The 19,743-nt window shown below is 36.7% G+C and carries 31 protein-coding genes and 1 tRNA gene; 31 read left to right on the forward strand and 1 reads right to left on the reverse strand.

Translation table 11 applies throughout. The annotated features are described in order from the left end of the window. Window positions 1-23 precede the first annotated feature (23 nt). Window positions 24-1,409, reverse strand: a complete 1,386-nt coding sequence (locus tag WC644_11945; GenBank protein ID MFA5012647.1) for an aspartate kinase — start codon at window positions 1,407-1,409, stop codon at window positions 24-26. Window positions 1,410-1,810: 401 nt separating this feature from the next. Between WC644_11945 and rplB the strand changes: the two genes are divergently transcribed. From rplB to WC644_12100, 31 genes are all read left to right on the forward strand, one after another. Further along, entirely contained in the window at window positions 1,811-2,638 is an 828-nt protein-coding gene (gene rplB / locus WC644_11950; protein MFA5012648.1) for a 50S ribosomal protein L2, read from the forward strand. Continuing rightward, window positions 2,635-2,925, forward strand: a complete 291-nt coding sequence (rpsS, locus tag WC644_11955) for a 30S ribosomal protein S19 (protein MFA5012649.1) — start codon at window positions 2,635-2,637, stop codon at window positions 2,923-2,925. Before rplB ends, rpsS begins: the two co-directional genes overlap by 4 nt. Further along, a complete protein-coding gene (gene rplV / locus WC644_11960; protein MFA5012650.1) occupies window positions 2,925-3,278 on the forward strand; it encodes a 50S ribosomal protein L22 in 354 nt (117 codons plus the stop codon). The genes rpsS and rplV overlap by 1 nt, the downstream gene beginning before the upstream one ends. 26 nt (window positions 3,279-3,304) lie before the next feature. Then, complete coding sequence (rpsC, locus tag WC644_11965) at window positions 3,305-3,934, forward strand: 30S ribosomal protein S3 (GenBank protein ID MFA5012651.1); 630 nt, start codon at window positions 3,305-3,307, stop codon at window positions 3,932-3,934. A gap of 27 nt (window positions 3,935-3,961) precedes the next feature. After that, entirely contained in the window at window positions 3,962-4,372 is a 411-nt protein-coding gene (gene rplP, locus WC644_11970; GenBank protein ID MFA5012652.1) for a 50S ribosomal protein L16, read from the forward strand. A gap of 15 nt (window positions 4,373-4,387) precedes the next feature. Then, window positions 4,388-4,600, forward strand: coding sequence for a 50S ribosomal protein L29 (gene rpmC / locus WC644_11975; protein ID MFA5012653.1), 213 nt, complete (start codon window positions 4,388-4,390; stop codon window positions 4,598-4,600). A gap of 12 nt (window positions 4,601-4,612) precedes the next feature. Then, on the forward strand, window positions 4,613-4,906 hold the full coding sequence (gene rpsQ / locus WC644_11980) for a 30S ribosomal protein S17 (GenBank protein MFA5012654.1): 294 nt from the start codon (window positions 4,613-4,615) through the stop codon (window positions 4,904-4,906). 37 nt (window positions 4,907-4,943) lie between these two features. Beyond that, window positions 4,944-5,312 carry a 50S ribosomal protein L14 gene (rplN, locus tag WC644_11985; protein MFA5012655.1) on the forward strand — a complete coding sequence of 123 codons (369 nt, stop codon included), beginning with the start codon at window positions 4,944-4,946 and terminating at the stop codon, window positions 5,310-5,312. Window positions 5,313-5,342: 30 nt separating this feature from the next. Beyond that, window positions 5,343-5,681, forward strand: coding sequence for a 50S ribosomal protein L24 (rplX, locus tag WC644_11990; protein MFA5012656.1), 339 nt, complete (start codon window positions 5,343-5,345; stop codon window positions 5,679-5,681). 7 nt (window positions 5,682-5,688) lie between these two features. Then, window positions 5,689-6,339 (forward strand): 50S ribosomal protein L5, encoded by a 651-nt coding sequence (gene rplE, locus WC644_11995; GenBank protein ID MFA5012657.1) that lies wholly within the window; start codon window positions 5,689-5,691, stop codon window positions 6,337-6,339. 26 nt (window positions 6,340-6,365) lie between these two features. Continuing rightward, window positions 6,366-6,635, forward strand: a complete 270-nt coding sequence (rpsN, locus tag WC644_12000; GenBank protein MFA5012658.1) for a 30S ribosomal protein S14 — start codon at window positions 6,366-6,368, stop codon at window positions 6,633-6,635. A gap of 25 nt (window positions 6,636-6,660) precedes the next feature. Continuing rightward, window positions 6,661-7,059, forward strand: a complete 399-nt coding sequence (rpsH, locus tag WC644_12005; GenBank protein ID MFA5012659.1) for a 30S ribosomal protein S8 — start codon at window positions 6,661-6,663, stop codon at window positions 7,057-7,059. A gap of 29 nt (window positions 7,060-7,088) precedes the next feature. After that, a complete protein-coding gene (gene rplF / locus WC644_12010) occupies window positions 7,089-7,628 on the forward strand; it encodes a 50S ribosomal protein L6 (GenBank protein MFA5012660.1) in 540 nt (179 codons plus the stop codon). Between the two features lie 28 nt (window positions 7,629-7,656). Then, a complete protein-coding gene (rplR, locus tag WC644_12015; protein ID MFA5012661.1) occupies window positions 7,657-8,022 on the forward strand; it encodes a 50S ribosomal protein L18 in 366 nt (121 codons plus the stop codon). A 28-nt stretch (window positions 8,023-8,050) separates the two neighbouring features. After that, window positions 8,051-8,121: transfer RNA gene (locus tag WC644_12020), tRNA-Gln, on the forward strand. Between the two features lie 136 nt (window positions 8,122-8,257). Further along, window positions 8,258-8,767 carry a 30S ribosomal protein S5 gene (rpsE, locus tag WC644_12025; protein ID MFA5012662.1) on the forward strand — a complete coding sequence of 170 codons (510 nt, stop codon included), beginning with the start codon at window positions 8,258-8,260 and terminating at the stop codon, window positions 8,765-8,767. Window positions 8,768-8,784: 17 nt separating this feature from the next. Further along, window positions 8,785-8,967 (forward strand): 50S ribosomal protein L30, encoded by a 183-nt coding sequence (gene rpmD / locus WC644_12030; GenBank protein MFA5012663.1) that lies wholly within the window; start codon window positions 8,785-8,787, stop codon window positions 8,965-8,967. 76 nt (window positions 8,968-9,043) lie between these two features. Further along, window positions 9,044-9,733, forward strand: a complete 690-nt coding sequence (locus tag WC644_12035; protein MFA5012664.1) for an outer membrane beta-barrel protein — start codon at window positions 9,044-9,046, stop codon at window positions 9,731-9,733. Window positions 9,734-9,819: 86 nt separating this feature from the next. After that, window positions 9,820-10,278 carry a 50S ribosomal protein L15 gene (gene rplO, locus WC644_12040; protein MFA5012665.1) on the forward strand — a complete coding sequence of 153 codons (459 nt, stop codon included), beginning with the start codon at window positions 9,820-9,822 and terminating at the stop codon, window positions 10,276-10,278. Further along, window positions 10,275-11,609 carry a preprotein translocase subunit SecY gene (secY, locus tag WC644_12045; GenBank protein ID MFA5012666.1) on the forward strand — a complete coding sequence of 445 codons (1,335 nt, stop codon included), beginning with the start codon at window positions 10,275-10,277 and terminating at the stop codon, window positions 11,607-11,609. The genes rplO and secY overlap by 4 nt, the downstream gene beginning before the upstream one ends. 10 nt (window positions 11,610-11,619) lie before the next feature. Further along, entirely contained in the window at window positions 11,620-12,381 is a 762-nt protein-coding gene (map, locus tag WC644_12050) for a type I methionyl aminopeptidase (GenBank protein ID MFA5012667.1), read from the forward strand. 7 nt (window positions 12,382-12,388) lie between these two features. Next, on the forward strand, window positions 12,389-12,607 hold the full coding sequence (infA, locus tag WC644_12055; GenBank protein ID MFA5012668.1) for a translation initiation factor IF-1: 219 nt from the start codon (window positions 12,389-12,391) through the stop codon (window positions 12,605-12,607). 17 nt (window positions 12,608-12,624) lie between these two features. Continuing rightward, complete coding sequence (rpmJ, locus tag WC644_12060) at window positions 12,625-12,738, forward strand: 50S ribosomal protein L36 (protein MFA5012669.1); 114 nt, start codon at window positions 12,625-12,627, stop codon at window positions 12,736-12,738. A 35-nt stretch (window positions 12,739-12,773) separates the two neighbouring features. Beyond that, complete coding sequence (rpsM, locus tag WC644_12065) at window positions 12,774-13,154, forward strand: 30S ribosomal protein S13 (protein ID MFA5012670.1); 381 nt, start codon at window positions 12,774-12,776, stop codon at window positions 13,152-13,154. A 40-nt stretch (window positions 13,155-13,194) separates the two neighbouring features. Beyond that, window positions 13,195-13,581, forward strand: a complete 387-nt coding sequence (rpsK, locus tag WC644_12070) for a 30S ribosomal protein S11 (protein ID MFA5012671.1) — start codon at window positions 13,195-13,197, stop codon at window positions 13,579-13,581. Window positions 13,582-13,617: 36 nt separating this feature from the next. Next, on the forward strand, window positions 13,618-14,247 hold the full coding sequence (gene rpsD / locus WC644_12075; protein MFA5012672.1) for a 30S ribosomal protein S4: 630 nt from the start codon (window positions 13,618-13,620) through the stop codon (window positions 14,245-14,247). A gap of 21 nt (window positions 14,248-14,268) precedes the next feature. Then, window positions 14,269-15,264: a DNA-directed RNA polymerase subunit alpha gene (locus WC644_12080; GenBank protein MFA5012673.1), complete on the forward strand. Its 996-nt coding sequence runs from the start codon at window positions 14,269-14,271 to the stop codon at window positions 15,262-15,264. A gap of 42 nt (window positions 15,265-15,306) precedes the next feature. Then, entirely contained in the window at window positions 15,307-15,936 is a 630-nt protein-coding gene (gene rplQ, locus WC644_12085; protein ID MFA5012674.1) for a 50S ribosomal protein L17, read from the forward strand. Between the two features lie 204 nt (window positions 15,937-16,140). Next, window positions 16,141-16,752 (forward strand): ribosome biogenesis GTP-binding protein YihA/YsxC, encoded by a 612-nt coding sequence (gene yihA / locus WC644_12090; GenBank protein ID MFA5012675.1) that lies wholly within the window; start codon window positions 16,141-16,143, stop codon window positions 16,750-16,752. Between the two features lie 76 nt (window positions 16,753-16,828). Next, window positions 16,829-17,755 (forward strand): NAD(P)-dependent oxidoreductase, encoded by a 927-nt coding sequence (locus WC644_12095; protein ID MFA5012676.1) that lies wholly within the window; start codon window positions 16,829-16,831, stop codon window positions 17,753-17,755. A 146-nt stretch (window positions 17,756-17,901) separates the two neighbouring features. Next, complete coding sequence (locus WC644_12100; protein ID MFA5012677.1) at window positions 17,902-19,737, forward strand: T9SS type A sorting domain-containing protein; 1,836 nt, start codon at window positions 17,902-17,904, stop codon at window positions 19,735-19,737. The last annotated feature ends 6 nt before the right edge of the window (window positions 19,738-19,743 follow it).

Consider the following 19,743-nt stretch of genomic DNA (forward strand, 5'->3'; position numbering starts at 1 on the left):
CATACATTTTCAAGCCAATTAACTTAAGGCTTTATGAATTCTTTGTGCAGAGCATTAATTACTTCATAAAGCTCTTCTTTTGGAACTATAATATAAATAGCAACTTCTGAGGCACCTCCCGAAGCCATTTCTACATTTACCTTCTCATGTGATACTGCATTAAGAATTCTTCCGAAAATTCCCCGTTTCCTTAAAAGTCCTTCTCCGATTACTGCAATCAATGCTATGTTTCTGACAAAATTTATTTTTTCAATTATCTTGCCTTTAAATGAATTGAGGATTTCCAGAGCTTCTTCCGCGAAGTTGTTTTCAATAATCAAATTGATTGTCGTTTGCGAGCTTAAAGTTGAGAAAATATTTATACCGTTTGCTGAAAGGGCATCGCTAATACTTTTTATCAGACCCGGTTTATAACCGATTCCTGTTCCATGAATTCGAATCATTGCAATATCATCATTTTGTGATATGCTTTTGACGACATTCTCCTCAACGTATGCTTCGGTTATTATTAATGTTCCTTTTCCTTTGGGATCGCAGAGATTTTTGACTGATATGGGTATTTCCTGTGTAGCTATTGGTTCAATGGTAAGAGGATGTAAAATCCTTTTACCAAAATAAGAAAGTTCTGCTGCTTCAAAGTATGAAAGTTTATCAATAATAACAGCATCTTTAACGATGTCAGGGTCGGCACTTGTAAAACCGGTACAGCATTTCCATATTTCAAGTTCGGTTGCGTCAAAGCCATAAGCAATGACAGAGGCAGAATAGTCCGCTCCGCTCCTTCCGAAAGTGGTTACTTTTCCTTCGGCAGAACTTCCGAAAAAGCCAGTGAATATAGGGATAATACCTGCATTATAAATACTATGTGCATGAAAATTAAAGTTACGCTTAAATTCTTCAAGGTTAACCATAGCTTGATCGAAATTATCATCAGTTATTAATCCAATTTTATCGGTCTCAATTACAGTTGATTCTGTTCCGTGGTCTTCAAGAACGCCCGAAAGAATCGCCGCCGAAATTCTTTCACCATAACTTAAAATGTATGCTTTAACGGCATCCGTTATCTCTTCTGTATAACTTACACCATAAAGAAGTCTTTCAACTTTTTTAATCAGCTTTGTGAAAATCTGAATTGTTTTGTTAAAGACCTTATCATTCTTGATGGATTCCTGTGTAATATTATAATGAAACTCGGTTAAAGTACTAATTGTCTCGTTTACGTTTGTTTCTTTGCCCTTAGCTTTTATAATTCCATTTAAAAGCAAGTCAGTGATTCCTTCCATTGCAGAAACAACGACAACGGGGAACTGTTTTTCCGATAGAATGATTTCAACAGCTTTAAGAATATGTTTTGAATCACTCAAACAGTCACCGCCGAACTTTATTACTTTAATATTATTCTTTTCCACGATTTGTTTATTAATTATAATCTTTTCAAAATTACAAAGAATAAAGGACTATTTTGATGTAATTCATAATGCACATACAAAACAGCAGGTTATTCAAGGATAACTTTAGTCAGGTAACTTTAAGGAGTCAAGTAATTGCATCAAGAAAAAACAACAGGAAAAAGATTGATTTAGTATTTGTATTTTAATAGTATATTTATTATTTTGATTGTTCTCTAGAAATACTAAAATATCAAACTTATATCCTCACAAGCAGTGGAAAATTCCCGCTGTTCTTGCATTGACTTATTTTATTTAAATTATTAATTTAAAGTTTGTCTAAAATTCGTTAAACCAGTAAATTTGAAGTTTAGGTTGTTTTATGCAACAATTTGAAAATTAGAAAACACTTGATTATATAAATGGCATTAAGAAAGTTAAAACCAGTAACACCGGCGACGAGATACTACTCGATATCTTCATTTGAGGAGATTACAAAGTCAACACCGGAAAAATCATTGTTGGCACCGATTAAGAAATCCGGAGGCAGAAATAACCACGGAAGAGTGACTTCAAGATTCAGAGGCGGCGGACACAAGAGAAGATATAGGATTATAGATTTTAAAAGATCAAACTCTGAAGAGGCAAAAGTAATTGCAATCGAATACGATCCTAACAGAACGGCACGCATAGCATTAATACAATACGGCGACGGAACAAAGGCTTATGTAGTAGCTCCGGACGGAATAAAAGTAGGAGAGGTAATTCAATCTTCTAACGAAGCTGAAATGAAAACCGGCAACACCATGCAGGTATATTCGATACCTGTGGGTACTTTTATTCATAATATAGAACTTAAACCGGGTAAAGGTGCACAGATTGCGAGAAGCGCAGGTACATCTGGTCAGATTGTTGCGAAAGATGAAAAATACTGTCAGGTAAAGCTACCATCGGGTGAAGTCAGGATGATTAAGAACGAATGCAAGGCAACAATTGGTGTAGTAAGCAATATTGACCATGAGAATATAAGTATTGGTAAAGCCGGCAGGTCAAGATGGATGGGCAGAAGGCCTCACGTAAGAGGTGTTGCGATGAATCCGATTGACCATCCAATGGGCGGTGGTGAGGGTAAAACATCAGGTGGTGGTCATCCTGTAAGCCCCTGGGGATTACCAGCAAAAGGTTATAAAACAAGAAAGAAGAAAAGTGTTTCCAACAAATACATTGTTAAAAAAAGGAATAAGAAATGACGAGATCCTATAAGAAAGGTCCTTTTATAGATTTTAAACTTTTAGCCAAAGTTGAAAAACTCAACGAAAGCAATAAGAAACAGGTTATAAAGACCTGGGCAAGAGCCTGTACAATAACGCCAGACTTTATAGGCCATACTTTTGCAGTACATAACGGTAATAAGTTCATTCCTGTTTTCATTTCGGAGAACATGGTAGGACATAAGCTTGGAGAGTTTTCGCATACGAGAACTTTTAGAGCCCACTCGGGTCAAAGAAAAGAAGAAAAGGCTGGAGGTGCTAAGTAATGGAAGCAAGAGCAGTAAAAAGATATATACCTACGTCACCAAGAAAGATGAGACTTCTTGTTGATCTTATAAGGAATATGAATGTTGAAGACGGACTTAATACCCTGAAGTTTTCGAAGAAGCATCCGGCGAAAGTTGTAGAGCTTACATTATTATCTGCATATTCAAATCTTGTAGGTAAGCTGGACACAGGAAGATTAGATAAGAAAGAAGTTATAATAAAGGAAGCCTTCGTAAACGGGGGACCTGTAATGAAAAGAATGCTGCCCGCACCTCAGGGAAGAGCATACAGAATAAGAAAGCGTTCAGCCCATTTGACATTAGTGGTTGAAAATATAGAAGAAAAGATTTAAAAATTTAAATAATTTAAGGAGATTTTTTGGGACAAAAGACACATCCGGTTGGTTTTAGATTAGGGGTCATAAATACCTGGGACTCTAATTGGTATGATGAGAAGAGTTTTGCTCAAAAACTAAAAGAGGATTCGAAGATAAGAAATTATCTTAAGAAAAGACTTGAGAAAGCAGGAGTAGCAAAGGTTTACATTGAAAGGACTCTCAAGAAAATCACTCTTACCATCAGTACTTCTAGGCCAGGTTTCGTTATCGGGAAGAGCGGTAAGGAAATCACACAGTTGGAAGAGGAAATCAAGAAGATTACGAATAAAGAGGTGAAGATAAACGTTGAGGAAATCAAGAAGCCGGAGTTGAATGCACACTTAGTCGCTGAAAACATTGCTTCACAGATTGCAAATAGAGTTTCTTTCAGAAGAGCAATGAAGGCAGCAATAACGTCGACTATGAGAATGGGTGCCGAGGGTATCAAGGTAATGTGCGGAGGAAGGCTTGGCGGTGCAGAAATCGCAAGGTCAGAGCAGTATAAAGAAGGAAGAATACCGCTACAGACATTAAGAGCGGATATTGATTATGCTTCTGTGACGTCTCATACAATTTACGGTGCAATAGGCGTGAAAGTATGGATTTGCAGAGGAGAAAAACATTCAAAATAAAAGTTAATTATACGGAGTATATAGATTATGTTAATGCCCAAAAGGGTTAAATTCAGAAAAACCCAGAAAGGAAACCGAAGAGGAAAAGCAGGCAGAGGAAATCTGGTAGCTTTTGGTTCTTATGGTATGAAAGCTATGGAAGCTGCATGGATTACGGACAGACAGATAGAGGCAGCGAGAATTGCTCTGACAAGATTTATGAAAAGAGACGGTAAGGTCTGGATAAGGATATTTCCTGATAAACCAGTAACTAAGAAACCTGCTGAAACCCGTATGGGAAAGGGTAAAGGAGCACCTGAATATTGGGTGGCTGTAATTCAACCGGGCAAGATTATGTTTGAAGTTGACGGAGTAACGGCGACTGTTGCTGAAGAAGCATTCAGGTTAGCATCTCATAAACTTCCAATAAAAACAAAGTTTGTAAAAAGATTAGTTTAATTAATAAGAAGAAAAATGAAGTTTTACCAAATAAAGGACATGACAAGCGAAGATCTGAAGCATAGTCTGAAGGATTCATACGAAGCTTTAGAGAACTTCAGATTCCAGCATGCATCGGGACAGCTTGAAAATTATAAGGCAATGAGGAATACAAAGAAAGATATTGCAAAGATTCTTACTGTCCTTAGACAAAGAGAAATAGCAGAAAAATCAAATTCAAAGAAATAACATAATATCTGAATGAGCGAAGATAAAAAAATGGAGCAAACAGAAGTTAAGAAAAGAACTACTTCTAGAAAATCAAGAATCGGTGTTGTGGTAAGCAGCAAAATGGATAAGTCGGTGGTAGTTGCGATAGAGAAAAGGGTCAAACATCCTTTGTACAAGAAGTTTTTTAAGAAGACAACAAAGTTTATGGCTCATGACGAAAAGAATGAATGCGGAATAGGTGATACGGTAAAAATAATGGAGACAAGACCACTGAGTAAGAATAAACGCTGGAGGCTTGTTGAAATAGTTGAAAAAGCCAAATAGTTTTTTAATAAAGTAAAGACAATTTTAATTATTTAATATGATACAGGAAGAAACAAATCTTACGGTTGCAGATAACTCAGGTGCAAAATCTGTCAGATGTATAAGGGTACTAGGCGGTTCGGACAGAAGATATGCAAGTCTCGGTGATATAATAGTCGTATCGGTAAAGTCTGCTATCCCAGGCGGAACGGTCAAAAAAGGTGAAGTTTCAAGAGCCGTAATAGTAAGGACAGCGAAGGAAGTACAAAGAAAAGACGGCAGCTGTATAAAGTTTGATGAAAATGCAGCAGTACTATTAAATGCAAATAACGAACCGAGAGGAACGCGTATTTTCGGACCTGTCGGCAGAGAACTTCGCGAAAAACAGTTTATGAAGATTATTTCATTAGCTCCGGAAGTAATTTAATATAATATAGATATTAACAGAGATTATAAAATGATAAAAACAAGACTCAAGAAAAGCGATACAGTAAAAGTATTAAGTGGAAACTCAAAAGGTTCAACCGGAAAGATACTTTTTATTGACAAGCAAAAAGGCAGAGTTATAGTTGAAGGTGTTAACATAGTTCATAAGCACCAGAAAGCAACTCAAAAAAATCCTCAGCCGGCAATTATAAAAAGAGAAGCTCCGATCAACATAACCAACGTTGCGCTTGTATGTCCGAAGACAAGCAAGCAGACAAGAATAGGTACGGAGATTGTAAAAGATCCGACAACCGGCAAAGAAAAAAGGATGAGGTTGAGCAAAAAATCAGGTGAAATTATAATTAGTTAATCAGAAAATGGCAAAAAGCAAAGAAGATAGAAAAAAAGATTCTGAAGTTGCCGCAAAACAGGCAAAAGGCAAAAAAGGAAAAGACGCAAAAGATACAAACTTTAAGGAAGAAAAAGTACCTGTAAGATTACTTGAATTTTACAGAACAAAGATAGTACCCGAGCTGATTAAGAAACACGGATATAAAAATGTTATGCAAGCGCCAAAGCTTACAAAGATTGTGTTGAACAGTGGTGTGGGTCAGGCAGTTGTTGATCCGAAGTTAATAGATGCAACAGTAAAAGATTTTGAAGCTATTACAGGTCAGAAACCGACAGTAGTTAAGGCTAAGAAATCGGTGTCTAACTTCAAGCTAAGAGAAGGGATGAACATTGGTGTGAGAGTAACTTTAAGAAACGACAGGATGTATGAATTCCTTGACAGGTTTATAAATGTATCAATACCGCGAGTACGCGATTTTAGAGGTTTACCTGACAAGAGTTTTGACGGGAGAGGAAATTATTCTATGGGTGTGAAAGAACAAATTATATTTCCGGAAATTAATGTTGATGGAATAACGAGAATAACAGGTATGGACATAACATTCGTTACAACAGCAAAAACTGATGAAGAAGCTTACGATCTTTTAAAGGGTTTTGGAATACCATTCACAAAATAATAATTCAGAATATTAGATTCATATAAATGGCAAAAAAATCACATATAGCGAGGCAACAAAGAAGAGAAAGAATAGTTGCTCAGTATGCAGAAAAAAGGAAAGAGCTAAAAGCAAAAGGTGATTACGCAGGGCTTGCAAAACTGCCGAGAGACAGCAGTGCAACGCGCCTTCACAACAGATGCATGATGACAGGTAGGGCAAGAAGTTATTACAGAAAGTTTGGAGTATCACGACTTGTTTTCAGAGAATTAGCGCTTCAGGGTAAAATACCCGGAGTAGTTAAATCAAGCTGGTAAAAAATTAAAACGGAGATTATTTAGAATGTCAATGACAGATCCAATAGCGGATTTTTTAACAAGGGTTAGAAACGCAATAAGTGCCGGAAAGAAATCAGTCGATATTCCGGCTTCAAACATGAAAAAAGGTATCGCTGAAATAATGAAGAGTGCACACTTTATTAGTGACTATTCAGTCGTAGAAGGCGATGGAATTAAAAAATATATATCAATAAAACTGAAATACAATGACGGTATCAGTGTTATTGAAGGACTAAAAAGAGTTAGCAAGCCGGGTATAAGAAATTATACTGATTCGGAAAGTATTCCAAGAGTCCGCAACGGATTAGGCATTGCAGTAATTTCGACCTCCAAGGGTTTGATGACCGACAAGCAGGCAAGAGCTCAGAAAATTGGCGGGGAAGTAATTTGTGAAATCTGGTAATCAATAAAATTTAATCGTAAAATCAGAATATGAGTAGAATAGGTAAAAAGCCGATAACAATTCCGGGGAATGTAAAACTTGATATAAAAGACAATGTTATAAATGTTACAGGACCAAAAGGCACATTGAATATGACAATGACAGGTGATGTAAAAGCGAAACTTGAGGGTTCAGAGCTAACATTCACCCGCGATAATGACCTTAAGAAGAATAAAGCTTTGCATGGTTTGTACAGAGCACTTATGATGAACATGATTGTCGGTGTTACAGACGGTTATTCGAAAAAACTAGAATTAGTAGGCGTAGGTTATAAAGCAGAATTAAAGGGGAAGAATCTCGTTTTGGCACTTGGTTATTCGCATTCAATAATTTTTATGGCACCTGAAGAAATTAATATTGAAGTTCCTAATCCAACGAATATAATGATAAGCGGAATTGATAAACAGCTTGTAGGGGCTATTGCTTCAAAGATACGTTCATTCAGAGAGCCTGAACCTTATAAGGGTAAAGGTGTTAAGTATGATACAGAAAAGATAAGAAGAAAAGCCGGTAAAACAGCAGCAAAGTAAATTATAAAAGTTTAAATTATAAATAACAGTGAATACGAAATATCTAACTAACAGACAAAAGATAAAATACAGGATTAGAAAAAAGATTAACGGTACACCTGAAAGACCGCGTCTTGTTGTCTATAGAAGTCTTTCTCATATATATGCTACATTAGTTGATGATGTTAATGGAAAAACTCTAACAGCTGCTTCATCAACTGAGAAACTAACAGCCGAGAAAATAAAAAGTGTTAAAGGTAAAATTGCAAAATCAAAAGAAATTGGTAAAGCAATTGCTGAAAAAGCAAAAAATATGAATATTGAAACAGTTGTTTTTGATAGAAACGGTTATTTGTATCACGGAAGAGTAAAATCACTGGCTGATGGTGCCAGAGAAGGTGGTTTGAAGTTTTAAATCAAACCTGTTAGTTGATTTGAGCGAATCTCGGATCGTCTAATGGCAGGACAGCGGCCTTTGGAGCCGTTAGTGGAGGTTCGAATCCTCCTCTGAGAACGATTTTAAAAATGACTTGACTTTATTGTTTGTTTTTACAATTATTGACAAGTTCTTTTAAATAAAAACTTTATATAAGCACTGTTTCAGTCTTAATAATAAAGTAGTTAACGAAAAGAGAAAATAAATAAATTTAATGGCGAAAAAATACATAAAAGCGAGTGAGCTTGAGTTAAAAGAGAAATTAGTCTACATAGGCAGAGTAGCCAAAGTTGTAAAGGGTGGAAGAAGATTTAGTTTTAGTGCAGTTAGTGTAGTCGGAGATGGCAAAGGTCATGTAGGCATCGGGCTTGGCAAAGCAAATGAAGTGACGGATGCAATAAGAAAAAGCGTAGAAGACGCTCGTAAAAGTATCGTTTCGGTTCCACTTAGAAAAGGTACGTTACCTTATGAGATTATAGGAAAGTATGGTGCAGCAAAGGTCTTATTAAAGCCAGCTTCACCGGGAACAGGATTAATCGCCGGCGGTGGTGTAAGAGCAGTACTCGAGTCAGTTGGTGTCCAGGATGTTTTGACTAAATTGTTAGGTTCATCAAATCCGCATAATGTTGTAAAAGCGACCGTGAATGCATTGAAGAATTTGAAGGATGCAAAAATGGTTGCGGATAAGCGGGGAATCGGTTTAGCAGAACTTTTTTCAATCTAAATCAATTTTAATTATTAATGGAAAAGAATTTAAAAATAACCCAAACAAAAAGCATTATAGACACAACTGTCAGGCAGAAGAAAACAATAGAAGCATTGGGACTTGGAAAACCTAATTATTCAACAGTTAAGAAGGATACACCGCAGATAAGAGGAATGATAGAAAAGGTGAAACATTTAGTAAAAGTTGAAGTATTATAATAAAAAGTTTTTCGGCAACATCAGCAACAAAAAACTGTAAAAAACTTATTTAAAAACAAAAATGAAAGGTAACAAAATGAAAAAGTTATTCATCATCTTCGTAATGTCCTTGTTCGTTGCAAGTGCATCATTTGCACAGATCAACAAAAACTGGGATGGTACAAAACCTGAAGTATATCAGGGTTCAAAGAGCTTTGTATTTGTATATGCTCCGTTCGTAAGTGCTAACCTCGGTGGTGCTTATTCAGGTTCATACACTACTTATGCTGACTCAATGAACGCAAATGTTAGTAACATGTTCGGTGTTGGATTCCAGTACTTTGTAACCAACAATATCTCTTTAGGTGGCGGTATAAGCTTTGCGACAAGTTCATGGGAGCCCAAACTAACAAGCGGAACAGCAAAGAACACAACCACAATGTTTGGTGTTTCAGTTGACGGTAATTATCACTTCAAGTCATTGTACGGTGTATCACCTTACTTAGGACTTAACGTTAACATAGGTACCTACTCGTCAACAACAGATGTTACTGGCGGGGGAGCAAGTGCACAGTACAAGAACACCGGCAGTACGATTGGTTTTGGTGCAAACTTTGGATTTGACTGGTATTTTGCGCCTGGAATTTCATTAGGCGGTAAATACACATTAGGAATGCAGATGAATGGTGCACCTGAGTACACACAACCTTCAGGTAAAAGTGAAGGTCCTAAAACAAGCACATTTGGAACAGGTGTTGCAAGTATATTATTAAATGTTCACTTCTAAAAAATTGATTTAGAAATCATCCAATACCTATGTCCGCTGAAAAGCGGACATAGGGTTTTTTATAGTAATAGATAAAAAGTAAATAAATGCACATACTCAGTAACTTAAAATACGCAGAAGGCTCAAGGAAAAAGAAAAAGCGAGTCGGTAGAGGTCAGGGTTCCGGTTTTGGAGGTACATCCACAAGAGGAGAAAACGGTGCAAAATCCCGTTCAGGCAATAAATACAGAGCCTGGTTTGAAGGCGGTCAGATGCCGTTGCAGAGAAGGGTTCCTAAGTTCGGATTTAAAAATATTAACCGTATAGAGTACAACGTATTGAATCTTGGCGGTATTCAGAAACTTATTGATGAGGGTAAGATAACTGAAACAGCTTTTGACTTCAAATATCTGCTTGACTACGGTTTTGTAAAAGACTCACGCAAGCCGCTGAAAATTCTCGGCAACGGTGAATTAAAATCTAAACTTGAGATCTCAGCAAATTCATTCAGCAAATCTGCAAAAGAAAAAATCGAGAACCTCGGAGGAAAAGCCATCATCATATGAGCGGTTTCGTAGAAAATTTCAGGAATATATTCAAAATAGAAGAACTCAGGACGAGAATCTTCTTTACTATTGCCCTATTAATAGTTGTCAGAATAGGTGCACATATTACACTTCCCGGCATAGATTCATCAGTATTAGCAGAGGCTAATAAAAACGCGAATACTGGCGGACTTTTTGGCTTGTATGATTTGTTTGTCGGAGGTGCATTCAGCAAAGCTGCTGTATTTTCGCTTGGTATAATGCCTTACATCAGTGCATCTATTATCATTCAGTTACTCGGTGCAGTGTTTCCATACTTCCAGAAACTTCAAAAAGAAGGTGAAGAAGGAAGGAAAAAAATCAACCAGCTTACAAGGCTTGGAACAATACCTGTGGCTGCACTTCAGGCATGGGGTATAAGCGTTCAGCTTGCTTCAAGAAGAGCAGGAGAGATGAATATTATAAGTCCGGAAGTATCAATGTTTGTATTCACTTTTTCGACTGTAATATTTTTAACTGCAGGTACAATTTTGTTAATGTGGTTCGGTGAACAGATTACAGAACGAGGAATAGGAAACGGTATATCATTAATTATTTTTATCGGGATTATTGACAGGTTTCCATATTCATTATTTGACGAATATCAGATAATCGCTTCGGGTGTAAGAAATATTCTTATTGAAGCTATTTATATTGCAGGATTTGTTTTTATTATAGCAGGTGTGATATCAGTAACAATTGCTACAAGAAAGATACCTGTACAATATGCAAAAAGAGTTGTAGGTAGAAAAGTTTTCGGAGGAGTTACTCAGTACATACCACTGAAAGTTAATCAGGCTGGAGTAATGCCGCTGATATTTGCTCAATCAATAATGTTTATTCCAAGTACAGTATTGTCATTCTTTCCGAACAGTGAGTTTATGCAATCTATATCTGGATACTTTAATTACGACAGTTGGTTTTATTCATTTATATACGCGTTATTAATTATATTCTTTACATATTTTTATACAGCTATTGCGTTTAATCCAAAGGATGTAGCTGATAACATGAAAAAGCAGGGCGGTTTTATTCCGGGTGTAAGACCTGGCAAGCCCACATCAGATTTTATAGATAATATATTAACAAAAATTACATTACCAGGATCAATATTCCTTGCGATTATTGCCATAATACCTACGTTCCTAATGAAGCTCGGTATCAGTACAGGACTGGCACAGTTTTTTGGAGGAACAAGTTTACTAATCGTTGTTGGTGTTGCACTTGACACTTTACAGCAGATTGAATCTCATCTGTTAATGAGGCATTATGACGGATTTATGAAAGGGACAAAACTTAAATCACGCAGATAGAAAGTTTTTAATGTCCTTAATTAAGAGTGAAAAAGAAATTGAGTTGATGCGTGAAAGCAACATGATTGTTGCAGAGACCTTAAGATACATAAGGTCTTTTATAAAGGAAGGTATAACTACACAAGAGTTGGATAGGGAAATAGAATTTTTCATACTAAGTAAGAATTCTATTCCTGCGTTTAAAGGTTATGGCTCTACAAGAAGAAGAAAGGGGTTCCCCGCAAGTGCTTGTATTTCAGTCAACGAAGAAGTTGTTCATGGAATTCCTTCACAAAGAAAATTAAAATCCGGTGATATTGTATCTGTGGATATAGGTGTCTTAAAAAACGGATATTACGGAGACTCAGCTTATACATTCCCGGTTGGTGAGGTCAGCAAGAAGAAACAGAAGCTGATGAAAGTAACGGAAGAATCTCTTTACAAAGGGATTTCAAAAGCTATAGCAGGTAATGTTATAAACGATATTTCAGTTGCTGTTCAGGCGCATGTTGAAGGTTCGGGTTACAGTGTTGTTCGAGATCTGGTTGGACACGGAATAGGAAAAAGTCTGCATGAAGAACCAGCAGTACCAAATTTTTACAGTCCTGCGAGTAACATTAAATTGAAGGCCGGAATGACAATAGCAATAGAACCGATGGTTAATTATGGAGATTATACTGTTAAGACACTTAGCGACGGATGGACAATAGTGACACAAGACGGAGAGCCTTCAGCTCATTATGAACATACGATTTTGATAAATGACGGTGTACCGGAAGTATTAACAAAATAAAATTAACTTGGTAAAACAGGATTCAATAAAGGTCGACGGTATTATTACGGAAATTCTTCCGAATACTACATTTAAAGTAAAGCTGGAAAACGGGCATGAGATACTTGCTCATATTTCAGGAAAGATGCGGCTGCATTATATAAGGATTCTGCAAGGAGATAAGGTAAGTGTTGAGCTTTCACCTTACGACCTGACTAAGGGAAGAATTACATACAGATATAAATAAAAATAAATTACAAGGATATGAAAGTAAGAAGTTCGGTAAAAAAAATGTGCGATAAGTGCAAAATCATAAAACGTAAGGGTGTTGTTAGGGTTATTTGTACTAATCCTAAGCATAAACAGCGTCAGGGATAATTTTTTATAATTTTTAATATTAACAGGAGTATAAATTGGCAAGAATAGCAGGTGTTGACCTACCAAGAAATAAAAGAGCAGTAATTGGGTTAACTTCCATATTTGGAATCGGTCTTTCAACTTCTAAACAAATTTTAGGTAGACTTGGTATCAGCGAAGATACAAAAGTCTCTGCCTTAACCGATGATGAAGTAAACAAGATAAGGAATGAAATAAGCACTATAAAGCTCGAAGGTGCACTGAAGTCTGAAGTACAGATGAACATAAAGAGGCTTATTGATACCGGTACTTACAGAGGTAAAAGACACAGAAGAGGATTACCTGTTAGAGGTCAAAGAACGAGGACAAATGCTCGTACAAGAAAAGGTAAGAGGAAGACTGTTGCAGGCAAGAAGAAAGCAGCAGCCAAGAAATAATTGAACAAGGTTTTTTAAATTAATTTAATACATAATAGATTTGGCTAAAACTGTAAAAAAGACTAAAAAGAAGATTCAAGTCGATTCGACAGGAGTTGCAAGAATCAGGGCTACTTTTAATAATGTCATAGTTACCTTAACTGACGCTTATGGAAACACAATTTCATGGGCTTCCTCCGGTAAGATGGGATTCAAGGGTTCGAAGAAAAACACTCCATTTGCAGCACAAATGACAGCAGAAGCTGCAGCTAAAGAAGCATTCGACCTTGGATTAAAAAAGGTTGAAGTTCTTATTAAGGGTGTTGGTTCCGGACGTGATGCAGCGGTCAGAGCTTTAAATACTGCAGGCCTGGAGATATCATCGATTAAGGACATTACACCGCTACCGCATAACGGTTGCCGTCCACCTAAGAAAAGAAGAGTATAAAAAACAATTTATTATAACATAAAGAAAAAATTATAAATGGCTAGATATACTGATGCAAGTTGCAAACTCTGCAGAAGAGAACGAACAAAACTGTTTTTAAAAGGAGTAAAATGCTTTACAGATAAATGCCCGATAGAGAAGAGAAACTATCCTCCCGGACAGCATGGTATGAGCAAAAGACCAAGAACATCTGATTATCTGGTTCAGCTTCGAGAAAAGCAGAAAATCCGCAAGACGTATGGATTGCTTGAAAAGCAATTCAGAGGTTATTTTGCAGAAGCTGCAAGAAGAAAAGGTATTACTGGAGAAAACCTCGTTAAGATACTTGAAAGCAGGTTTGACAACACATTATACAGAATCGGGCTTGCACCTTCTAGAAAAGCAGCAAGACAGCTTATTCTGCATAAACACCTGACTGTAAACGGAAATATAGTGAATATTCCTTCATACATGCTCAAATCAGGAGATGTATTGCAGGTTCGTGAAAAAAGCAGAAAACTTCCAGCATTCCATGATGCCATGAAAAGAATGAAAGATAACATGATTCCGTCCTGGTTGAATCTTGATAAAGCAAATATGGCTGGTACTTTCCTGCACATTCCCGACAGAGCTGATGTTCCATTCATAGGTAACGAGCAGTTAGTCGTTGAGTTGTACTCGAAATAAAAATAAATAATAAATATTATAATGAAAATCAATCATTTACATTTACCGGAAAAGGTAATAAGAGAAGAAAATACGTACACAAACACTTTTGGCAGATTTATAATGCAGCCTCTGGAAAAGGGGTATGGTGTTACTATCGGAAATGCTTTAAGGAGGATTCTGATATCTTCACTTCCGGGAACAGCTATTGTTGCGATGCAGGTTAATGATATTCAGCATGAGTTCACTACGATTAAAGGAGTAGTTGAAGACGTATCTGAAATTATTTTAAATCTTAAAGAAGTTCGGTTTAAGGATTTAACCGGTAAAGCTTCAAAAATTGAAATAAGCATTTCAGGACCAGCTGAATTAAAAGCAAAACACATTCAGGAAGCAACTGCTGATTTGGAAATTCTGAATCCAGACCTTCATATTGCCACGCTTAATAAAGAAGGCAAAATGAATATTGAATTAAGAATCGGTTCCGGAATAGGATATGTCCCTTCCGAGGAAAACAAGAAACACGAACTTCCTCTCGGTTTTATTGCGATTGACTCTCTGTTTTCACCGATATTGAACGTGAATTTTGTAATCGAAAATACTCGTGTTGCACAGAAAACTGACTACGAAAAACTTATACTCGAGATTGAAACAACAGGCGCAATGGATTCTGAAACCGCTCTGATACTTGCTTCACGCATTCTTAAAGACCACATACAATTATTCATGAATCTCAGTCCTGAAGCAGAAGTAAAAGAAATTGAAGAGGAAGTAAAGGATGAACAGTTTGAGAATACGAGAAAAATACTCTTAACTCCTGTTGACGAGTTAGACCTTTCAGTCAGGTCACAAAACTGCCTGCGTTCTGCTAACATCAAGAACATAGCAGACCTTGTCGGTAAACAGGAATCAGATATGTTGCACTACAGGAATTTCGGAAGAAAATCACTTGCTGAGCTTGGAGACCTTATTGAAAGTTTTGGGTTAGCATTTGGTATGGATGTTGATAAATATATTGGCGAGGAAAAGAAAAAGTAAGCTGTTCAGATATAATTTTGTAATCAAATATTTTTGTAAAGAATGGAACATAGAAAAAAAGGAAGAAAACTAAAAAGAACCGCAAGTCATAGGAAGGCATTGCTATCAAATCTCTGCATCTCTTTAATCAAACACAAGAGAATTTCAACCACTCTCGCAAAAGCAAAAGAATTAAAGACTTTTATTGAGCCTTTGATTACTAAAGCGAAGAAAGCATCAAAAAGTCCTGAAGCATACGTACATTATGCAAGAGAAATAAGAAAATTTCTGAGAGACAGAGAAGCTATTACAATAATTCTTAAGGAAATTGGACCAAAGGTTCTTGATCGTTCGGGAGGTTATACACGCTTGCTAAAAAGCGGATATCGCGTCGGTGACGGAGGTGAAACAGCGATAATTGAATTGGTGGATTTTAGTGTAGTTGAAAAAACTAAGACTGAAACAAAATCAACTACAAAGGGAACTGAAAAAACAACTAAAAAATCTGTTTCGAGGAAAGAAAAGTCTGAAACCGAAATAGAAAAACCGGAAAAGAAACCTGCAGATAAGAAAACTGTCAAGAAAAAAATAGAAAAGCACACGAAATCGGAAACACATGATAAGCCAATAAAGAAGACGGAAAAGAAAACTGTTGCTATGCGCACAGCCTCAAGAAAGAAAAGCGAAGGTTAAATCCCTTTATTAATATTATTAAAGCGGCTGTTTTTTGCAGCCGTTTTTATTTTATTGAAATCAATGTCAAAGTATTAATTTTGTCATTTCTAAAATTAAACATTTTTATTATTTTTACATATCTCTTTTTGTTAACTTTTGAATAAACAAGTACATAAAGAAGCCGGCATTTTTAACCGGACATTATAAAATACATTTTTTAAAATGAAGATTACAACTGCAGAATTTATTACAAGTATATACGATTTAAGAACATTACCAAAGTCAGTACTACCTGAATTCGTATTTGTCGGACGGTCGAATGTCGGTAAATCTTCAATGGTAAATAAGTTATGTAATAGAAAATGTCTTGCTAAAATCGGTTCGGTACCGGGTAAGACAAGGCAGCTTAATTATTTTTTAATTAACGAAGAGTTTTATCTCGTTGATTTACCCGGATACGGTTATGCAAAGGTTCCAGAGCAGATTCGCGCCGGCTGGCGAAAACTTGTTGAACAGTACGTTAGCGACAGACAGAATGTAAGTATGGTTTTTGTTCTGATAGATTCGAGACATGAACCCACTTATCTCGACGAGCTTATGGTTACATGGCTCGAGTACTATGAGATTCCATACGCAATTGTTCTGACTAAGTCTGATAAGATATCAAAGAATAAGATGGATAAACAGATATACAGATGTGCAAAGATTGTTAATAATGAGGAGTTGTGCGTCGATTATATTCCGTTTTCTATTATTACCGGTGAGGGCAGGAACGAGATGTTAGGATTAATTTCCAAATCACTTAAAAATCCGAGACCAAGAAACGAAGACTAATTATTCTTTTTTAGAATATATTGCAATCCGTTTATTTTCTCCCGGTGATTCAAAATTTATTAAAACTACTACCTAAATGAAAATCTCCAAGAAGATTAATGTATTAATTGCTGATAAAGTCAATCTTCTTCATTTACACAAACTCAGAAAATCCAAGTTTAATGTTACTTTGAGGTACGGTATGACGAATGATGAGATTCTTTCTTTTTCACGTTTGAAGAATTTTCAGGTTCTTTTTGTTAAATCTCAAAGGTGTTTGGATAAGGTGTTTTTGGCGAGATGCAATTTTGAGGTTATCTGTACGGCTTCGAAGGGGCTGGACCATATTGATATTGATTATGCTTTTAAGAGGGGGATTAGTGTAGTTTTTTCAGATTCGGGAAATTCGGTTTCTGCTGCAGAGCATACTTTGGGGCTGATTTTAACGGGGTTTAAGAGGATTAACTACGCTGACGGGCTTGTGAGGACGGGAAATTTTACTGATTGGGGATATGAAAGGCGGACGCTTGAGGGGAAGAGGATTGGCGTTATCGGGACGGGAAAAGTTGGTTTTCTCGTGGCAAGGTATGCTAAGGCGTTCGGGATGGAGGTGATTGCGAATGATACTGACAGGGATGTGAGGAGGAGGAACAGGGATTTGAAGTATTACTCTCTGGATTTCTTACTGAGAAACTCTGATGTGATATCTGTTCACATTCCTCTTGAGAAAAGGAATTTGAATTTTATTGACGGTACGGCTTTTGACAAGATGAAGAGCAATGTGATTTTTGTTAATACTTCAAGAGGTGAGGTTGTTGACGAGGAGTATCTGATTAGAAAAGCAAGGTTGAATAAAAAGATTTTTATTGCGCTGGATGTGTTTAAGGATGAACCAAATTTGAATCCTGATTTATTTTCGCTGAGGAATGCAGTTTTTACGAATCATGTTGCAGGTAAGACTCCTGAGGGCGAGCAAGGTATAGGAAATGATTTATTTATGCAAGTCAATAATATTTTTTATTGAGGTTTATTTTTTAGTATGTTTGAAATAGTGCTTTAATGTTATAAAATTGTAAAATATTGCTATTAAATTATATATTGACAAGATTTTAAAATAGTACTATATTATAACAAATTAATTTTCCTAAATTAAATTAAAGGAGATACAAAATGCTAAAAAGACTACTTTTAGTTGGATTGATTGCGATTATTGGTATTAGTACCGCTGACGCACAGTTCAGCAAGGCAGAGTGGAAATTCTTGTTAACACCTCACAAAATGATGTATGGCGAGAATGTTTCAACGACAAGGGTTGACGGTAAGCCTGTTTTTTATGGATTACCTTCATTATCAGATTTGATTAGTAAGTTTAATAAATCACGTGTTGATAGGTCAACTCAGGGTATTACTACTGAGATAGTTTTTACAGGAAGACAAACGGTTCTGGATTATCCTTCGAATAGTTCTCCTATTCAGGTATGGCAGGATCCTTTAGAACCAAATAATATTCATGCCGTTACTATGTATAATGACGGCGGCTTGACGGGTACGAGGTTGACTTCTTATATTTTCTCGTCCGATAGGGGTGCGACCTGGACTATTATTTGTGATGTTCCTTCGGTGAGGAGCGGTTTTTCAACGATTGATGGTTTCAGTGATGGGACGGCTCTAGTTACGACTCATACTGCCGACCCAGAAGTTGCTACGACTTACACGAGGAGTATGGCGTATAAGGATTTGGCACCGGGTGCGGGTTCTTTTACGAGGTTTACTCCTCCGGGATTGAATTTATACATCTGGGGAAGAATTATTCCTACGAAAGATCTTACTCAGACCAACAAGTTCGTTTTGATTTCTTCATTGAATGGCAGTGGAGATTCAGCGTTTATGACACGTTGTACTGATGTTTCATCAACACCGGGAACTTGGACAAACTGGAATTATATGCCAAATACAAATAATGCCGAAAAACATCCAATGGCAAGAGGAACTGATGGCAGAATAGGTCTTGCTTACATGGGAGTTGATACTTCTGCCAATGTCTGGTTTATGGAATCAACGGATAATGGAGCAACTTTCAGCGCTCCGTTAATGATATACCAATGGACCCCAACTTGGCATGTCTACGATACTGATTCCATATTCGCCGATTATGGTCCATGGACAAGTTTGGATATAGCATATAAAGGAAATACTCCGGTCGTTACTTTTGAAGGAATATTGCAGCAAACTCCGGGATCTGCCAATACCGGTTTAGAATCAAAGATATTTTTCTGGTCACAGGCGACAGGTGTTAAAGTTGTGGCTGATACTAACACTGTTCCATTTTTTCCGTTTGTAGGATTACAATATAATGATGCTTTTATGTCTCACCCGAGTATTGGTACATCCGCAGATGGTAATGCAATTTTTATTTCGTTTATGGCAGCTTCAGGTGATATTGATGCTACAGATTCAACAAGCTTTTGCGATTCTTACTTGTACGCATCAAACGATGGTGGAATGACTTGGCCGATTCATGGAAAATTGAATCCGAATACACCTCGTAAAGACTGGAGATATCCAAATTTATCAAATTGGAACGACAACAATGGATTAACCTATTATGCTAATATGGTTGCAACTCCTGGGCTCGTAGCCGGTGTGTTTAATGGTAGTGCACCTGCATCTTTAGAGGATTTTACTTTTGTAAGAGCAGCTGTGACTTTTACTTCTATAAATACTGTTTCAACTGAGATGCCTGAAAAGTTCTCGCTTTCACAGAACTATCCGAATCCTTTCAACCCAACAACAAACATAAAGTTTGCTGTTGCAAAAGCCGGATTCGTTACTTTGAAAGTTTATGATTTATCAGGTAAAGAAATTTCTTCGTTAGTTAAAGAAAATCTTGCAGCCGGAACTTACAACTATGCATTTGACGGTGCAAAGCTCGCAAGTGGAATTTATTTCTACACGCTTACAGCTAATGGTTTCTCGGAAACAAAGAAGATGATGTTAATTAAGTAAGAAGCT

The organism is Ignavibacteria bacterium (genome assembly GCA_041649015.1).
GTDB lineage: Bacteria > Bacteroidota > Ignavibacteria > Tepidaquicellales > Tepidaquicellaceae > CAIKZJ01.

Excerpts from the sequence above, each read along its gene's own strand:
- WC644_12100 (MFA5012677.1), top strand. The coding sequence starts at position 17,902 with ATGCTAAAAAGACTACTTTTAGTTGGATTGATTGCGATTATTGGTATT.
- rpsN (MFA5012658.1), top strand. The coding sequence starts at position 6,366 with ATGGCAAAAAAATCACATATAGCGAGGCAACAAAGAAGAGAAAGAATA.
- rplF (MFA5012660.1), top strand. The coding sequence starts at position 7,089 with ATGAGTAGAATAGGTAAAAAGCCGATAACAATTCCGGGGAATGTAAAA.
- rplX (MFA5012656.1), top strand. The coding sequence starts at position 5,343 with ATGATAAAAACAAGACTCAAGAAAAGCGATACAGTAAAAGTATTAAGT.
- rpsQ (MFA5012654.1), top strand. The coding sequence starts at position 4,613 with ATGAGCGAAGATAAAAAAATGGAGCAAACAGAAGTTAAGAAAAGAACT.
- WC644_12095 (MFA5012676.1), top strand. The coding sequence starts at position 16,829 with ATGAAAATCTCCAAGAAGATTAATGTATTAATTGCTGATAAAGTCAAT.
- rplV (MFA5012650.1), top strand. The coding sequence starts at position 2,925 with ATGGAAGCAAGAGCAGTAAAAAGATATATACCTACGTCACCAAGAAAG.
- rpmJ (MFA5012669.1), top strand. The coding sequence starts at position 12,625 with ATGAAAGTAAGAAGTTCGGTAAAAAAAATGTGCGATAAGTGCAAAATC.
- WC644_12080 (MFA5012673.1), top strand. The coding sequence starts at position 14,269 with ATGAAAATCAATCATTTACATTTACCGGAAAAGGTAATAAGAGAAGAA.
- rplN (MFA5012655.1), top strand. The coding sequence starts at position 4,944 with ATGATACAGGAAGAAACAAATCTTACGGTTGCAGATAACTCAGGTGCA.
- rpsS (MFA5012649.1), top strand. The coding sequence starts at position 2,635 with ATGACGAGATCCTATAAGAAAGGTCCTTTTATAGATTTTAAACTTTTA.
- map (MFA5012667.1), top strand. The coding sequence starts at position 11,620 with ATGTCCTTAATTAAGAGTGAAAAAGAAATTGAGTTGATGCGTGAAAGC.
- secY (MFA5012666.1), top strand. The coding sequence starts at position 10,275 with ATGAGCGGTTTCGTAGAAAATTTCAGGAATATATTCAAAATAGAAGAA.
- rpsH (MFA5012659.1), top strand. The coding sequence starts at position 6,661 with ATGTCAATGACAGATCCAATAGCGGATTTTTTAACAAGGGTTAGAAAC.
- rplO (MFA5012665.1), top strand. The coding sequence starts at position 9,820 with ATGCACATACTCAGTAACTTAAAATACGCAGAAGGCTCAAGGAAAAAG.
- rpsD (MFA5012672.1), top strand. The coding sequence starts at position 13,618 with ATGGCTAGATATACTGATGCAAGTTGCAAACTCTGCAGAAGAGAACGA.
- rpsE (MFA5012662.1), top strand. The coding sequence starts at position 8,258 with ATGGCGAAAAAATACATAAAAGCGAGTGAGCTTGAGTTAAAAGAGAAA.
- rplP (MFA5012652.1), top strand. The coding sequence starts at position 3,962 with ATGTTAATGCCCAAAAGGGTTAAATTCAGAAAAACCCAGAAAGGAAAC.
- WC644_12035 (MFA5012664.1), top strand. The coding sequence starts at position 9,044 with ATGAAAAAGTTATTCATCATCTTCGTAATGTCCTTGTTCGTTGCAAGT.
- yihA (MFA5012675.1), top strand. The coding sequence starts at position 16,141 with ATGAAGATTACAACTGCAGAATTTATTACAAGTATATACGATTTAAGA.
- rpmD (MFA5012663.1), top strand. The coding sequence starts at position 8,785 with ATGGAAAAGAATTTAAAAATAACCCAAACAAAAAGCATTATAGACACA.
- rplQ (MFA5012674.1), top strand. The coding sequence starts at position 15,307 with ATGGAACATAGAAAAAAAGGAAGAAAACTAAAAAGAACCGCAAGTCAT.
- rplE (MFA5012657.1), top strand. The coding sequence starts at position 5,689 with ATGGCAAAAAGCAAAGAAGATAGAAAAAAAGATTCTGAAGTTGCCGCA.
- rpmC (MFA5012653.1), top strand. The coding sequence starts at position 4,388 with ATGAAGTTTTACCAAATAAAGGACATGACAAGCGAAGATCTGAAGCAT.
- rplB (MFA5012648.1), top strand. The coding sequence starts at position 1,811 with ATGGCATTAAGAAAGTTAAAACCAGTAACACCGGCGACGAGATACTAC.